This window comes from Burkholderia pyrrocinia (assembly GCF_018417535.1).
Taxonomy (GTDB): domain Bacteria; phylum Pseudomonadota; class Gammaproteobacteria; order Burkholderiales; family Burkholderiaceae; genus Burkholderia; species Burkholderia pyrrocinia_E.
Window position 1 is genome coordinate 3260825 of sequence record NZ_CP070978.1, and the last position, 14482, is coordinate 3275306.

16 protein-coding genes and 1 pseudogene are annotated in these 14482 nt (G+C 60.3%); 11 read left to right on the forward strand and 6 right to left on the reverse strand.

Features of this window, described 5'->3' with window-relative positions; translation table 11 throughout:
- The first annotated feature begins 2 nt into the window (after positions 1 to 2).
- The 8 genes from JYG32_RS32800 (at position 3) to JYG32_RS32835 (ending at position 6173) form a co-directional block, all read left to right on the forward strand.
- Positions 3 to 725: a DUF2968 domain-containing protein gene (locus JYG32_RS32800; RefSeq protein ID WP_213266394.1), complete on the forward strand. Its 723-nt coding sequence runs from the start codon at positions 3 to 5 to the stop codon at positions 723 to 725.
- Positions 726 to 790: 65 nt separating this feature from the next.
- Positions 791 to 931 (forward strand): hypothetical protein, encoded by a 141-nt coding sequence (locus JYG32_RS32805; RefSeq protein WP_213266395.1) that lies wholly within the window; start codon positions 791 to 793, stop codon positions 929 to 931.
- 48 nt (positions 932 to 979) lie between these two features.
- Positions 980 to 1231 carry a GlsB/YeaQ/YmgE family stress response membrane protein gene (locus tag JYG32_RS32810; protein WP_213266396.1) on the forward strand — a complete coding sequence of 84 codons (252 nt, stop codon included), beginning with the start codon at positions 980 to 982 and terminating at the stop codon, positions 1229 to 1231.
- Positions 1232 to 1702: 471 nt separating this feature from the next.
- Positions 1703 to 1879, forward strand: coding sequence for an H-NS family nucleoid-associated regulatory protein (locus JYG32_RS39765; protein ID WP_433960877.1), 177 nt, complete (start codon positions 1703 to 1705; stop codon positions 1877 to 1879).
- 326 nt (positions 1880 to 2205) lie between these two features.
- A complete protein-coding gene (locus JYG32_RS32820; RefSeq protein WP_213266398.1) occupies positions 2206 to 2781 on the forward strand; it encodes a response regulator transcription factor in 576 nt (191 codons plus the stop codon).
- Positions 2782 to 3100: 319 nt separating this feature from the next.
- Complete coding sequence (locus tag JYG32_RS32825; RefSeq protein ID WP_213266399.1) at positions 3101 to 4663, forward strand: tetratricopeptide repeat protein; 1563 nt, start codon at positions 3101 to 3103, stop codon at positions 4661 to 4663.
- Positions 4660 to 4962 carry a glycosyltransferase family 9 protein gene (locus JYG32_RS32830; protein WP_213266400.1) on the forward strand — a complete coding sequence of 101 codons (303 nt, stop codon included), beginning with the start codon at positions 4660 to 4662 and terminating at the stop codon, positions 4960 to 4962. Before JYG32_RS32825 ends, JYG32_RS32830 begins: the two co-directional genes overlap by 4 nt.
- A gap of 161 nt (positions 4963 to 5123) precedes the next feature.
- Positions 5124 to 6173 (forward strand): alginate lyase family protein, encoded by a 1050-nt coding sequence (locus JYG32_RS32835; protein WP_249744807.1) that lies wholly within the window; start codon positions 5124 to 5126, stop codon positions 6171 to 6173.
- 829 nt (positions 6174 to 7002) lie between these two features.
- Here JYG32_RS32835 and JYG32_RS32840 read toward each other — a convergent pair.
- Both JYG32_RS32840 and JYG32_RS32845 read right to left on the reverse strand, forming a co-directional pair.
- Positions 7003 to 7230, reverse strand: coding sequence for a hypothetical protein (locus tag JYG32_RS32840; protein WP_213266402.1), 228 nt, complete (start codon positions 7228 to 7230; stop codon positions 7003 to 7005).
- Positions 7231 to 7774: 544 nt separating this feature from the next.
- A complete protein-coding gene (locus JYG32_RS32845) occupies positions 7775 to 8041 on the reverse strand; it encodes a hypothetical protein (RefSeq protein WP_213266403.1) in 267 nt (88 codons plus the stop codon).
- A 123-nt stretch (positions 8042 to 8164) separates the two neighbouring features.
- Between JYG32_RS32845 and JYG32_RS32850 the strand changes: the two genes are divergently transcribed.
- The 3 genes and pseudogenes from JYG32_RS32850 to JYG32_RS32860 all read left to right on the forward strand — a co-directional run.
- Positions 8165 to 8632: a hypothetical protein gene (locus JYG32_RS32850; RefSeq protein WP_213266404.1), complete on the forward strand. Its 468-nt coding sequence runs from the start codon at positions 8165 to 8167 to the stop codon at positions 8630 to 8632.
- Positions 8633 to 8968: 336 nt separating this feature from the next.
- Positions 8969 to 10120, forward strand: coding sequence for a porin (locus tag JYG32_RS32855; protein ID WP_213266405.1), 1152 nt, complete (start codon positions 8969 to 8971; stop codon positions 10118 to 10120).
- Positions 10121 to 10219: 99 nt separating this feature from the next.
- Positions 10220 to 10824 (forward strand): annotated as a pseudogene (locus JYG32_RS32860) (alpha/beta hydrolase); the annotation flags it as partial.
- Positions 10825 to 11170: 346 nt separating this feature from the next.
- Here the strand turns inward: JYG32_RS32860 and JYG32_RS32865 are convergent.
- From JYG32_RS32865 to JYG32_RS32880, 4 genes are all read right to left on the reverse strand, one after another.
- The gene (locus JYG32_RS32865) at positions 11171 to 12310 is read right to left on the reverse strand and encodes a patatin-like phospholipase family protein (RefSeq protein ID WP_213266406.1); all 1140 of its coding nucleotides are present in this window, start codon (positions 12308 to 12310) and stop codon (positions 11171 to 11173) included.
- 96 nt (positions 12311 to 12406) lie between these two features.
- Positions 12407 to 12868: a cupin domain-containing protein gene (locus tag JYG32_RS32870; protein WP_174380621.1), complete on the reverse strand. Its 462-nt coding sequence runs from the start codon at positions 12866 to 12868 to the stop codon at positions 12407 to 12409.
- Positions 12869 to 12962: 94 nt separating this feature from the next.
- Positions 12963 to 13304 (reverse strand): cupredoxin domain-containing protein, encoded by a 342-nt coding sequence (locus JYG32_RS32875; RefSeq protein ID WP_174380620.1) that lies wholly within the window; start codon positions 13302 to 13304, stop codon positions 12963 to 12965.
- Positions 13305 to 13323: 19 nt separating this feature from the next.
- Positions 13324 to 14268 (reverse strand): metallophosphoesterase family protein, encoded by a 945-nt coding sequence (locus JYG32_RS32880; RefSeq protein WP_213266407.1) that lies wholly within the window; start codon positions 14266 to 14268, stop codon positions 13324 to 13326.
- Positions 14269 to 14482: the final 214 nt, after the last annotated feature.

A 14482-nucleotide genomic window follows, 5' to 3' on the forward strand; every position in this document is an offset into this window, starting at 1 on the left:
TCGTGAAGCTGCATCCGAGTACACAACCGGTCTTGACCGAGGACCTTTCACCGGATGAGGCCATGCTTGTTACGGTCGAAACGAGCGACGCGATGCACGAACCGGCGCCGTTAAGTGATGCCACGCCTGTCGCGCAGGCCGTGTCTCCATTGCGTCCCGCGAATGCAGCTACGCCGCAAGGCGCAAGCCGAATGGTGCAGGCCGTAGAGATCGCGACGATCGAGGCATTGAGCGCGCAACAAGCGTTGATTTCATTCAGGACTCTGCAGGCGTTTTCCTACTCTGCGAATCTGCTGTTTCACCATACAGCGCTCTCGTACTACATCACGCTTTCTCAAGATGGGCGCCTGTGGCGAGCGTTGCACGCGGACGATTTCGAATCGGCTGAAGCGGCATTTCGGAGTTTCGAGGAACAGGCGGTGCGACTGGCGGACGCGGAATTGAGGCGTGCGTACCTGGAAGCGCAGAACCGGCAGTTCGCGGCTGCGATCGAGGCATCGGAGGCGCTGGCCGAGCGACTACGAAACGATCTCGAGTCCCATGCTGCGCAAACGCAACTCGTGACTACCCGTCAGCAGCATTTGCGCAAGGAAGTTGCCCAGCTCGAGATGCAACGGGCCGGAGCGAAAGCGCATCTGAACAAGACGTCGAGACAAATTCACCAACTGCGCGCGGCGAGCAACGAGCTGGTTCCGCACTTGACCAAACGCAGAGCGGAATCCTGATCGACGCACAAAGAAACCGGACGGCGACCGGCCACTCGCCAAAAACCAAACCCAGGAGAAATCGAATGAAAGCACGGCTGACGATGACGATGGTCGCACTGATGGTCTCGGTATTCGGTGTCGGCGCTGCGCAGGCAGCGACGTTTCACAACAAGCATCACCGACATCATTTCCATCATCATGCAAATAACATTAAGGGTAACTAATTAGGTCGAGTAATCGATTCATAAAAAATTCCGTTATAGGAAAACAACATGCTTCATCAAATTCTCGTGTGGCTGGTTGTCGGCGGTGTAGCGGGCTGGCTCGCTGGCTTGATCGTGAAAGGTAACGGGTTCGGTCTCATCGTCGACATCCTCGTCGGGATCGCCGGCGCGATCGTCGGCGGCTGGCTCGTATCGGTGTTGGGTATGAGCATCGGGTCCGGCATTTTTTCGACGATCGTGGTCGCGATCGTCGGCGCGGTCATCTTGCTGTTTCTCATCAATCTGATTCGCCGAGCCTGACGCCGGTCTGGCTGCCGCGCATGCGGCAGTCAGACCGTGTGATGGACCGCGAGCCGTCCGGCTCGAAAGAAAGCGATGTCCCGCATTGTCATCCGGACCTTTGCGAAAAGGCCGGGGCCGCCTGGCCGGCGGTCGCGCAACGACGAACGTCACCCGAAAAGTTCCGGGAAACGGACGTGAACAAGACAGAGTAACGAAGCATGCGTTATCCCGTGAGCGTATCGATTGTGCTCTTCGCCTTGGCCGGATGCGGAATGTTCGGTTGCGGCGGTGTTGCCACGAATGGAGCGACGGCAGCCGGATGCCACGCCGGCGTGCGGTTTTGACGGAACGCCATGTCGAATAAAAGGAGAAGACATGTCGATTGATCCCCTGCAGGCCCTGTTGACGAGGCGAGCCCAGCTAGATGCCGAGATCGCCGCACAACGCGCGGTACGGCGTAGGGAGGTTGTCGATCAGATCGTACGGTTGATGCAGGAATACGAAATTACCGTCCGGGAAATTGAGTCACGCACTTCGCGTGCGTCGTCGCGTCGGGTCGAGCCGCGATATTGGGATCCCCAAACCGGTGCGACGTGGTCGGGCCGGGGCAAACGACCGCGGTGGATGAATGGGCGTGACCCGGAGGAATTCAGGCTCAAACCTTAGAACGAGTAGAACGAATCGCGACGAAAGTGACGTCCAGGCGAATGGGCGAAACAAACTAAAGAACACGCAACGAGGTGGCTGGACTGACTTACGAACTGTGCGACCAAACCATCGCTAAATTTTAGGGGAAGGGGGTGTTTACATTTTCGCTCTGCGAGCGATCTGAAGCGACGTGCGCGATTTTGGACAGAGATTCCGGACGATTCAGCGAAGCTCGCGATGCTCTTTCTGGCGCGGGCTACGAGTGTATCCGGTTCGATACTGACCTCTTGCTGCAGGCATATATCAGGTCAGCGAGTGTCGACTTTGTGGTAGTGGGAGACCCCGTGCAAGCGGAGCCTCTCGATGTGCTGGTTGCCGAACTTCGCGTCGATCCGGCAACGTGCACAGTGCCGGTGGTGGTCCTCGGGCCGGACGATGAGGATCGCACGGTCGCCATGCTGACCGCCGGTGCGGATGTATATCTCGCATGGCCAACCCCTTCACGCCTGTTTGTCGCGCGCATCCGCGCTCTTCTGCGTCGCGTCTACCACACGTACCCACGAGCGACTAGGCGATCGCACGGTGTCTATACGTTTTACACGGGCGCCGATCAAGTTTGTCTGAATGGGGAGCGGATCTCGCTAACACGCATGGAGTATCGCGCGGCGATGTTGCTGTTCGCGCGCATTTCCCGGTTGGTGACGTATACGGATCTCTGGATGGCGATGTGGGAAGGTATATCGAGAATGGAGCCGCAGCGGCGAACCGTGTGTGTTCATATGTCGCGTTTGCGCTCGAAACTTAGATTGACCGGCGAGTGCGGGTACCAGTTGATATCTGTTCGCGGTTCCGGTTATCAACTCGTTCCATCGGTCAGCGGATTCGAGCGAGAAATGATGTCGCAGGTGGTGAATTTCTGAGGTGCGACAGGAATATGAAAACATACGGTCAGGCTGTAACAGTCAACGGTCCGTATGTTCTCGTCGAGGCTCGGCACGGAACGATACTTACGAACCGATGCGACGAATTCATCGGTTACGAGTTGATCGAATGCCGTCGGGTTGCGACGAAATCGTCGACGCGAAACTTCATCCGTTGGCCACATGCCGAATCCAATAGTGAATCAACCACATCGAACGCACCGCGCAGCACCGGAGCTCACACGGTATCGTGGAAGCCGCGGCGCTTGCTTGTGGGCGGCTCGATGTCTTCCGGCGTTGCGAGCGAGTAGTTAAGATCATGTCTGAAAGCGATGGCAATAATCCTGGAGCACGCGTGGCGGAAGAGTTCAGCGCAGGCGTGGTCGCACATCGGGAAAACTCATTTGCCGTGGCGGAACAATGCTATCGAGAAGCCATTGCGATCGATCCTGGTCATGCAGAAGCTCACAATAACCTCGGCATTCTGGTGGAGCTTTCGGGATGCGCCGACGAGGCGGAAGCACATTACCGGAATGCGTTGTCAGGGAGGCCAAGTTGCACCGATGCGCATTGCAACATGGGTCTGCTACTGCATTCCGGAGGGTATCTGGCGGAAGCGGAAGTCTGCTATCGGCGAGCCATTTTGGTCAATCCAGAGCATGCGATCGCGCATAACAAGCTGGGCCTTGTTCTTCAATCGACCGGACGACGATTGGATGCCGAATGTCACTTTCGCTACGCGTTGAAGTCGGTACCGCATGATGCGGATGTGCTGGCGAATCTTGGCGCGGTGCTGCATCAGGACGGCCGCTGTCAGGAGGCAGAGACATACTATCGCAAGGCGATAGAGTGCGCCCCGTTGCTTGCCCGTGCCCATCGGAATCTTGGCGTATTGCTTCATCAGCTCGGACGGGAACTTGAAGCGGAAGCGTGTTTTCGGCGCGCGATCTCGTTCGACCCGAGTTGTCTCGATGCTCACGGCAATCTCGGCAACCTGCTTTATGGAACACAACGCTACTCCGATGCAGAGGCCTGTTATCGAACAGTACTCGAACAGTCACCGGATTCCGTCGAGGCAATCAACAACCTGGGACGCGTGCTGCAGGACAGCGGACGTCTCGCGGAGGCCGAGCAGTGCTTTCGTCGAGTACTTATGCTCGCCCCGGAACGGCGTCCGACGGCATTCAATTTGACTCTGGTCTTGCTTGCGATGGGGTGTTACGAGGAAGGCTGGCCGCTCTATGAGGCGCGTTATGACGCATCGTGTTATTGGGGCGAGGATGCATCGTGCCATGAGCGTCCGGCGTTGCCTTGTCGGGAATGGCGTGGCGAGCCGCTGGAAGGAAGATCGCTCGTCGTAGTACATGAACAAGGGCTCGGGGACTCTTTGCATTTTTGTCGCTACCTGCCTCTGCTGAAGGCGCTTGGCGTACGGCGCCTGAGTGTAATCTGCCCGACAGCGTTGCGTAGGGTGATCGAGTCAATCGAGGGTGTGGATTCGTGTTATACGACCGACGAACTCGGTTCGCTATCGGTACATGACTTTGCCTGTGTGATGATGAGCTTGCCGCTACGGTTTGGGACGACGCTCGAGACGATTCCAGGCGGCGTGCGCTACATTCGACCGGCGGAGGGGCTAACGTCAGAGTGGACGATGCGGTTGCCGACACATGGTCTCAGGGTCGGACTCGTTTGGGCGGGCGATTCGCGCCCGGAGCAGGCCAACGCGAATTCCATCGATCGGAGGCGGTCGTTTCATGCGAGCATGTATCTCCCGTTACTAGAGGTGCGGGCGCGATTTTCGTCAGCCTGCAGAAGGGAGAAGCCGCAAGGCAGCAGATTGCCGCGTTTCCGGCAACGCGGCGTCCAGTGGATTTCATGAGTGACGTGGTCGATTTCGCGGATACGGCTGCAATCATCGAAAATCTGGATCCGGTCGTCACGGTCGACACGTCGGTCGCTCATCTCGCCGGTGCGCTTGGAAAGCCGGTATGGATCTTGTCGCGATTCGACCGGTGCTGGCGCTGGTTATCGAATCGCGACGATTCACCGTGGTACCCGACGGCGCGGCTGTTCAGGCAACGTTCACCAGGTGATTGGGAACAGGTTATCGCGGAGGTTGCGATCGCGCTGCAGGCGCTTGTCGGCCATATACGTTCACCATTTCTGGAGTCATGTTGAGCTCATCGAGCACGGATCGTTATTGGTCCCGCGCCAGGCGGGTCGGTTGTGTAGTATCCACGTCAATGCTTCTGATCGGCATTTGTCCCACGGTGAGTGCAGACGAGGCCAGATCATTCGTACATCCAGGCATGCTTCATACGCAGCGAGATTTTGACCGCATGCGCTCCAAAGTCGAGCAAGGAGATCAACCATGGGCCGACGGTTGGCGCAAGCTCGTCGCCAACCGTCATGCGTCGGTGAACTGGAAGCCCAATCTACAGGCGACTGTGTATAGAGGCTCGGATCACCGTCACGCGCAAAATTATCCGGCGCTCTACAACGATGCCGCCGCAGCATATGTGCTGGCATTGCGCTGGAAGATCTCAGGTGACGACGCGTATGCGGACAAGGCTGTCGCGATCCTGAATGCGTGGTCGTCGACGCTAACCTCGATTGACGGCAGCTCGGACAAATTTCTGGCTGCCGGGATCTATGGCTATCAGCTGGCAAACGCTGCCGAGATCCTGCGCGGGTTCTCGCGTTGGAACCCGGCCGATTTCGAGCGCTTCCGATCGATGATGCTGACGGTCTTCTACCCGATGAATCATGATTTCCTGATTCGTCACAACGGAGCGAAAGTCGATCATTATTGGGCGAACTGGGACCTTGCGAACATGACGTCTATGCTTGCGATCGGCGTACTTGCGGATCGGCGGGACATCTACAACGAGGCAGTCGATTATTTCCGGCATGGCGCGGGAAATGGGTCTATCGAGCACGCGATCTGGAGAGTCTATGACGGTGGAATTGCCCAGGTGCAGGAGAGCGGCCGCGACCAGGGTCACACCATGCTTGATATAGCTCTGCTCGGGACGTTCTGCCAGATGGCCTGGAATCAGGGTGATGACTTGTTTGGCTACGATCACAACCGCGTGTTGCTCGGCGCCGAATATGCTGCGCGTTACAACCGTGGACGCGATGTGCCGTACACGCCGTACAGCAACAGTGATGTCACGCAGGCTACGATATCTGACACAGGTCGGGGCGACATGCGGCCAATATGGGCGTTACTCTACAACCATTACGTGGTGGTCAAGGGATTGAGCGCGCCCGATGTCAAGGCATTTGCAGACGCAGCCGGCACCGAAGGCGGTGGCGGAGACTATGGGCCCAATAGCGGGGGCTTCGATCAGCTTGGCTACGGCACACTGACTTTCACTTTGAAGTAGATCGGTGCCGAACCTGTGCACGGCACGCGCCCCTTGAGCAGGACAAAGATAGTCCGGCTTCGGTTCGCTCTCCGAATGTCCCGGCGATCGAGACGGATGGTATTCGAACGGTTAAAGTCGTTTGTTGGCAAGGTGTCCGGTAGGACGTAGCATGCCCGACACATCGCGTCTCTCACATGACGATTGTTGATACTTGCAAGGTTTGCGCCGTTCTAAAATGTGTCGACTGTATCCCGGATGTGCGATTGCACGCTGATCGCTTTTCGGTGCCGGATCGAGCGAAGAAAATACGCGTTGCGGGTGCGGGAACCTGAGAGAACGGGGCGTCGGCGGCGATATCGGCATTGTTCTATGCGCCGAGATCGGAAAGCCGAAGAGAGTCAAGACTGCGAAGACCTTCGTGGCGATATGAAGATGGAACATAGAACCAAAAACCGCCTCGGTTTGTGCGTGCTATTTGTGATCGTGGCTTTTGCAGTCGTTGTGTCAATATTGTCGAAGTCGACGGCAGGCGCGGCATCCGTACCGGACGTTAAGGCGATCAAGTCGAAGAATTGACATATCCCCTCGTCGAGAGTCGTACGGAAGCGCGAATGGCGTCGCCCTGTAAGACGCTGCTGAACCTGTGGCAACGAGCCATGATAGCTATGGTCCCGGTTTGCTGCTGGACCTCGATGATCTGCCATGGATTTCGCATGCGCGATCGTCACGGTGTTGACAACATGCAGGAAAAAGTCGCGTACTCGCGGGGTACGGTGATATCTGGTGCGTGAATCCACTTGCAACGTGACACACGCCGTTTGATGTCGCGACTCGAATCAGCAAGCATTCACCAAAATATGTACAGAAACATGATCACGAATTTACCCAATAGGACAACTTTCATCGCGATATCCGCGTTGTATTTCGGCACGATCGATGTGAAAGCCGCGATGTCAACTTCGCGGCGGGCGGCCATCGTTACAACAGTGAATGATGCGCCGATTACGGTGGCGGATATTGGCGCGGCATTCGGCGTACCCGCCTGACAAGCCCGGGAGAACCGAATGGCGATCAAGAACGATCCAATCGCTCACAGGTTACTCGAACAGGCCGCCGAAAAAGTCATCTACTGAAATTGCCCGAAGTTCACGTGGCGGTTTTTCAGGCAGCGAGATACTGCAGCACTTGAGATCGTCTGAACCCGCCCGGGGCCCAATATGGAGTGGAGGTTAAGAAGCACTACAAGACCAGCGTGGCGTCTTTTGGCCGGGAATAGTAAGTCCCGTGTGGTCGTCGTGAAGGATGTCCCGCCCACAGTGGGAGGACTGACCCGAGCGAAGTCCGGAATGCCGTTCGACGTGCTAACGCGCCGGTACAGCGCCGAGTCGCGACGACTGTGGAGAGTGGTCGTGGGTGAGGTTCGAGGGATCCGGGTGGCGAAGGGCGGGACCACATGCTTGCTGCTCCCGGTCGTGAAGCTTACTCATGCAATTGCGGGCCATCGTCCAAGCTTGACGCGAAACGGCTCGCCAGGATTTCGCCATGCGGCTGAAGGATCTGGTTGGTATCTGGCTCAATACGTTTGTGTTCAAAAGAGCAGGTGGACATGACCGAAGTCGTTATCGCCAGCCGAACTGGCCAGCGTACTTCGGTACGCGAAGTTGATCGACGGAGAAAAAATGAAACAACCAAATCCAGGCCGAGGGATTGGGGATATGAAGAACCTGGCCGCACAGCGTCGGGCCGGTGAATCTGTCCCACGATTCGAAACCCGTCGAGTCGGTATGCGCAGGAAGGTGGCTGGAATCCTCGCACTGATATTGGTTTCTGGGATTTTTCTCTACCTTGTGCTTCGCATCATATTTGAAACGCAGCTCGTTCTTCATTGATAAATGACGGTACGGTGCCGGCCGTATCGGATGCATTTCGGAGTGGCCGACAGCGGATGGAAACGGGGGGGCAAGCTGGCGTGGCCGCGCGGCAGGTGGATTACGGGAGGCAAGTGCAACATGAAAACGAAAAACCACAATTCGATCGATCGGACGCGGGAGATGTTGTTGCCGTTGTCGACTCATATCGTACGTAGTCTTTCTCTGGAGAATCATCTCGCTCTGGCCGCGATCAGAACCGGATGGGGTGCGCCACGGATCATGAAGGTGCTGACGCGCGCGCTCTATATGACGTATTTCTTGATCGAGCGCGTGGCCTCGGATGATGAGATGGCATTGTTTCGTGATGCCGAAGCGGTGCTGGATCAAAGCATCTCGACGGCAGAGAAAGCTGGAACCTGGGAGGTTACCGCTGAACAGTCGCCCATCCTGGAGAAAATCCTCTTGTGGTTCGACGAGGCGGTGAGCCGTGTTCCGATGTGTCGCTATATCGAATGCATGGAACGGTTTTACCGGTTTGCGCAATCGGCAGAGAAATCGCCGTTTCCGGACAGCATGCCAAGTGTTCGTGAAAATCACAATTGTTGATCCATGTAAGGTTGATGCCACCTTAATATGGCACCCACATATTCGGGGGCAGCGCCGTTCGTCATGCGAAGCAGCGACAAGTGGTATGCCCGACTAGGTCGGCTTGAATTGGCTCTGTATTGCTAATCGTCGGACCTGTTTTGTCTATGCGATCCGATCGCGTGATGTCCGTGCGCGAAGCCGATTGAATGTGTGACCGTTCGACTTACCTCTGACTATTCATGTCGGAGCTCGGCTATGGCTTGCAGGACTCCTGCCTCACAGGATATCTACGTAGGTTTCAAGCGCCACCGTTGATCGGGGCGGCAATTTAGACTAGAAAAAGGAATGTTTAGAATGAACAAGAAGATCGTGCTCGTGGCCGTATCGTCGGCGTTCGCAATGGCCGCGCATGCACAGAGCTCCGTCACCCTGTACGGCGCGCTCGATGCCGGCATTACGTACACGAGCAACATGGGCGGCCACGCCGCCTGGCAACAGACGAGCGGGGGCATCGATCAGAGTCGCTTCGGGCTCCGTGGCACGGAAGATCTGGGTGGTGGCCTGAAAGCGATCTTTACGCTCGAAAGTGGCTTTGGCCTGAATACCGGCGGCTTGGCAAACAACGGCGGCTTGTTCAATCGCCAGGCATTCGTTGGCCTGTCCAGCAATTACGGCACTGTCACGCTTGGCCGGCAATACGATGCGGAGCAAGACTACCTCGCTCCGTTGTCTGCGACGGGGAGCTGGGGCGGAACTCCGTTCGCGCATTTCGCTAACTTCGACAACCTGAATTCGAACTATGGCGCTTCGGTCAACAACTCGATCAAGTTCGCCAGCGCAAACTACTACGGCCTGACGTTCGGTGGTACCTACGGCTTCTCGAACCAGGCCGGCGGATTCGCGAACAATCGCGAGTACAGTCTCGGTGCGGCGTACCAGATGCAGGGGCTGCGAATCGCTGCGGCCTATGTGCAGCAAAACAATCCGCTCAATACATCGGTTGGTGCGTCAGGCACATCGAACATCGGAACGTTCGCGGATTCGATTGTCGACGGCCTGAGCGGTGGTGTCGTGACGAACGTCGGAAACTTCCGTCAGCGTACTTACGGTGCGGGCGTGAGCTATCTGTTCGGACCGGCTCAGGTTGGCTTCGTGTGGACCCAGGCCCGTCTCGACAACGCGCAGATTCCGCTGACAGTTCACGAAAACAACTACGAGGTGAACGCGAAGTACAATCTGACGCCGGCACTCGGCCTGGGGGTCGCTTACACCTACACGCAGGTCGGCGAGTCGCTGTTCGGTGCTACGGCGCGCCAGCACTACAACCAGGTTGGCGCGCAGGCCGATTACGCACTGTCGAAGCGCACTGACGTTTATGCGCAGGCGGTCTATCAACATGCGTCGGGCACCGGCGCGCGCTCGTGGGTCTACGACGCAACCAACGGCGGCGTGTCGAGCACGAAGAACCAGGTCGCAGCGACGATCGGTCTGCGTCATCGGTTCTGACAAGCGCTTGGCCAGGCACGGATGGTGCTGCTTGCCGGGCCTTGAATTGTCGAAAAACCTCTCGCCTTCCGAAGCGAGAGGTTTTTGCTTTTCAGATGTGAGGGCGGCGAACCGGCGCGCCAGCCGGGGCCGGTCAGTTCGTTTGCCGCGCTCGATGCGTTGCTCGCGCATTTCGCCGGCTGCAGCCTGTACCCCGTGCTGTCGACCGTGGTCGTGATCGGTCATTCCGCCGGTGCGCAATTGCTGCAGCGTTACGCGGTGACCGGGCGCGAAGGCGACGCGCTGGTGCAGGCCGGCATCGCCGTGCGCTACGTGATCGCGAACCCGTCGAGCTACCTGTATTTCGAAGACGAACGGCCGGACAGCCAGGCGCTCGCGGGCGGTGCGTGTCCGCGCGCTACGTCGTGTACCTGCTCGGCCAGGCCGACACGAACCCTTACACGCATTTGATCGACCGCTCGTGCGCGGCGATGGCGCAAGGGCCGTACCGGCTTGCGCGCGGGCTGGCATATTTCGCTTACCTGAAGAAGCGGCATCCGGATGATCTCGCGCAGCAGGTCGTCGAAGTGCCGGGCGTCGGGCACGACAATCCCGGCATGTTCACGTCCGCTTGCGGGCTGGCCGTGCTGTTCGGCCAGGCGTTGCCGCAGTCGTGTCCGGTTGTCGCCGGAACCGCGCCGGTCGTGCACGCGGCGGGGCAGTGAGCGTGCGCGCGCCATCCGCGACGACGGCCGTGGATCGATCGAAAAAATGCAGGAATCGGCAAGATAGATTCATTTCCCGATTATCGATCGAGCCGCTGATCCTCGACCTGCTCGAATGGATCGGGCCCGGCGTGCGGCCTTGCGACGACGTGATCGACGAATGGCGAACGTCGTGCCCGCGCCTGCCGATCTGGGAGGAAGCCTGCGCGCACGGCTACGTGGTCCGGCGCCATGCGCCTGGCGGCCCGGCGACGGGCGAGTTGAGCGCGGGCTGGCCGCGCGCACCTTCAGGTCGATCGTGCATGATCGCACCGGGGCGAGCGGAGCAGGGCTGCGACGCCGCGCGTCAAACCGGCTTTTCAGCGGCCGCCGGTGCGTCCGGGTCGAACACCGTCAAGCCTTCCGTCGGGTCCGTCGGCCTGTCCCACGGGCGTGCGGCGATGGCCCGCTTCGCGGCGTCGTAGCCGGCCTGCCGGCGGGCCGCGATGCCGGCCGGCGTGAAATCGATGTCCTTGAACTGATTGTCGCCGTCGAGTCGCGGCGCCGCGAGCTTGATCAGGTGCATCGTGGTCTCGCACCCCCACGCGGCGAGCCGGCGCACGGCCGGCGATGCGCGGTCGGCTTCCGGCACGTGCCGGGCCAGTTCGCGGATCACGTGGCGCAGGCGGTGAATCTGCTGCTGGCGCGCTATGTGGCTGTCGGTGCGGCTCGCGTACTGGATGTCCTTCTGCCGTTCCGACACCTGCCAGATGCTCTCCGGCTCGGGGCCGGCCGGATTCCACATCTGCACCGAGAAGATGATCGAGCTGCGGCGCGGGTTGTCGTCGAGCACGACCTCGACCGGCGTATTCGAATACACGCCGCCGTCCCAGTACGGCTCGCCGTCGATCCGTATCGCCGGGAACGCGGGCGGCAGCGCGCCGGAACTCATGATGTGGTCGATTCCCAGGTGCGTGTCGCGCGAATCGAAATAGCGCATCGTGCCCGTGCACGCATTGACCGCACTGACGGTCAGGCGCGGGTGGCCCGCGTTCAGCAGGTCGTGATCGATCAGCGACGCGAGCGTGTCGCGCAGCGGCGTGATCCGGTAGTACGACGCGCGATCGACGCCGAGGCGGATCATCGGGCCGAGCCACGACGCCGGATTGGGCTGAAAGAATCCCGTAATGCCGCCGCCGATGATCATCAGCTCGGCCAGCGTCTTGTCCCAGCCGGGCAGCAGCGGCGAGACGTCGAAACGGGTCCGTTCGGTCACGCGATGCCAGAACGCCGACAGCTTCTCGTAGCGCTGTTCCGGCGGATTCCCGGCGATCAGCGCCGCGTTGATCGCGCCGATCGACGTGCCGACCACCCAGTCGGGCCGGATACCGGCTTCGTCCATCGCCTGGAAGACGCCGAGCTGGTACGCACCCAGTGCGCCGCCGCCCTGGAGCACGAGCACGACTTGCCCGGGGAGGTCCATTCGTGCCGGCTGGCTCGCGGTCATGGCTTGCCTCGCTGCGTGTGACGGTGGGTCGGATCCGAACAGTTCGATTCAGTGTAGGCGATCGGCGGCGGGGGATCGCTTGTCGTGCGGCCGGCGTCAAGCGTCCGGGTACGGCGTGCCGTCCTTGTGCAGGAACCGGCCGTCGCTGCTCGGGCTCATCATGTCGATGTCGGGGCAGGTGATCACGTCGTCCGGCGAGCGCGAGCCGACCTCGAGATAGACGGCGACCGCGTCCGACCGGTTGGCCAGGTGATGGCCGTTGCCGGAGTTTTTCGGAAATGCCGCGCAGTCGCCCGCGCGCAGCACGGTCTCGCCGCCGTCCTCGATCATCACGAGTTCGCCTTCGAGCACATAGACGAATTCGTCTTCGTCGGAATGCCAGTGGCGCTGGCTCGACCAGCCGCCCGGCGGCACGCGCATCAGGTTGACGCCGAAATCGCGCAGCCCGCCGGCGTCGCCGAGGCGCTGGCGGGTGCGCTGCGCGCACGGCGCGTCGAACGGCCGCGGATAGCCGCTGCCGCGGCGTTCGGGTACGGCGCCGAGGTCGATCCTGGGCATGGGCGGCTCCGTCTGCCACGCGGGCGAATGGGACGGTGGTCATTGTAGGCGCCCGCCGCCCGCCGTTCGTCCGCGCGTTTCGTGGCGGGCCGCGTCATTCGACGGTGATCGTCTCCTTCATGTACGGATGGATCCCGCAGAACACCTTGTAGACGCCCGGCTTGTCGAAGCGGAACGAGTACGTCTCGTCCTGGTCGAGCGCCTTCGAATGAAAGGTGCCGGCATCGTTGACGACGGTGTGCGGTTCCCCGTCGAGGTTCTTCCACGTGATCGTCGTGCCGGCCTTGATCGTGGTCGACATCGGCGAAAACATGAAGTTGTGGATCGTGACCAGCGGGCCGTCCGGGCCCTGCGCGAACGCGGCGAGCGGCGTGCCGGCAGCGGCCGCGCACAGGAGCAGTGCGGCGATGATTTTGGGTTGCTTGAAGCGGGTCATGTCGGTCTCCTTGCGACTGTCAGGCCAGCGTCGCGTCGTGCAGCGCCGATGCGGCCGGGTGGCCGGCGAACTCGACGGTCGTCACGCCGAGCATCCTCGGCAACTGGTCGCGCGGTACCGTGAGCGGCACCGGGCCCGGGCCGTTGCCGGCCGTCGGCTGCGGGAACGCGGTGGAGCGTGCGGTGTGGAAGGTGATGTTGCCCTCGACCTTCGACACGATCTGGTGGATGTGCCCGTTCAGCACGGTGACCGAGCCGAAGCGGCGCAGCAGCGCCATCGTCTGCGGCGCGTCGCCGGTTCCCCAGCCCCACGGTTCGTAGATGGTCCACATCGGCATGTGCGAGAACACGACGATCGGCGTGCTCGACGAGCGGCTCTTCAGATCCTGCGCGAGCCACGCGAGCTGGTCGTCGCCGAAGCTGCCGAGCCCGTTCGGCTTGAAATGCATCACGTTGACGAGGCCGATGAAATGCACGCCCGCGTGATCGAAGCTGTAATAGCCGCGGTTGTCCGACGCCTTGCCGAACCGGCCGAAATATTCGGCGCCCGAACCGTCGGTGACGTCGTGCTCGCCGGGCACCGTATGCAGTTCCGGCACGCGCAGCGCGGACAGCAACTGCGACGCGTGGTCGAATTCCTCGGGTTTGGACAGGTGCGTGATGTCGCCGGTATGGATGGCCAGCGCGGGCATCGAGGGCATCCCGTTGACGAAGTCGATCGTCTGCCGCAGCGTGGCCGACACGTCGGGATTCGCGTCCTTGTTGAAGCCGATGTGCGTGTCGCTGATCTGTACGAACAGCGGCCGGCCCGCATCGGCCGGGCGCGCGTCGCCGGTCTGCGCGAGCGCGAGGTCGAACGGCGTCAGGATGCCGCCCGACAGCGTAAACAGCGTGCCGAGGCCGCCGAAGGCCATGCACTGCAGGGCCTTGCGGCGCGACGGGCGGGTGGGGTTCGATGAAGACATGGGAGCCTCGCAATCGTATGACGAAAACGGACGGCCGGATCGTCCTGGAATAAGCCGGCGCCTTCGTGTGCCATACCGGCGCGACGACGGTTTTATTCCCGCCATCCGTGAATTCGTGCACGGTGCCGGCAGCCCGCAAGGCGGCCGTCGGGATACCGGACGATGACTTGTCAATGTCCTGTAATTGACGCGTCACATTTGCGTCATGGCCGCC

Coding starts and splice junctions, on each gene's coding strand:
- JYG32_RS32810 (WP_213266396.1), top strand. CDS start 980: ATGCTTCATCAAATTCTCGTGTGGCTGGTTGTCGGCGGTGTAGCGGGC.
- JYG32_RS32870 (WP_174380621.1), bottom strand. CDS start 12,868: ATGCCCAGGATCGACCTCGGCGCCGTACCCGAACGCCGCGGCAGCGGC.
- JYG32_RS32845 (WP_213266403.1), bottom strand. CDS start 8,041: ATGAAGAACGAGCTGCGTTTCAAATATGATGCGAAGCACAAGGTAGAG.
- JYG32_RS39765 (WP_433960877.1), top strand. CDS start 1,703: ATGCAGGAATACGAAATTACCGTCCGGGAAATTGAGTCACGCACTTCG.
- JYG32_RS32850 (WP_213266404.1), top strand. CDS start 8,165: ATGAAAACGAAAAACCACAATTCGATCGATCGGACGCGGGAGATGTTG.
- JYG32_RS32855 (WP_213266405.1), top strand. CDS start 8,969: ATGAACAAGAAGATCGTGCTCGTGGCCGTATCGTCGGCGTTCGCAATG.
- JYG32_RS32830 (WP_213266400.1), top strand. CDS start 4,660: ATGAGTGACGTGGTCGATTTCGCGGATACGGCTGCAATCATCGAAAAT.
- JYG32_RS32875 (WP_174380620.1), bottom strand. CDS start 13,304: ATGACCCGCTTCAAGCAACCCAAAATCATCGCCGCACTGCTCCTGTGC.
- JYG32_RS32805 (WP_213266395.1), top strand. CDS start 791: ATGAAAGCACGGCTGACGATGACGATGGTCGCACTGATGGTCTCGGTA.
- JYG32_RS32825 (WP_213266399.1), top strand. CDS start 3,101: ATGTCTGAAAGCGATGGCAATAATCCTGGAGCACGCGTGGCGGAAGAG.
- JYG32_RS32835 (WP_249744807.1), top strand. CDS start 5,124: ATGCGCTCCAAAGTCGAGCAAGGAGATCAACCATGGGCCGACGGTTGG.
- JYG32_RS32880 (WP_213266407.1), bottom strand. CDS start 14,268: ATGTCTTCATCGAACCCCACCCGCCCGTCGCGCCGCAAGGCCCTGCAG.
- JYG32_RS32865 (WP_213266406.1), bottom strand. CDS start 12,310: ATGACCGCGAGCCAGCCGGCACGAATGGACCTCCCCGGGCAAGTCGTG.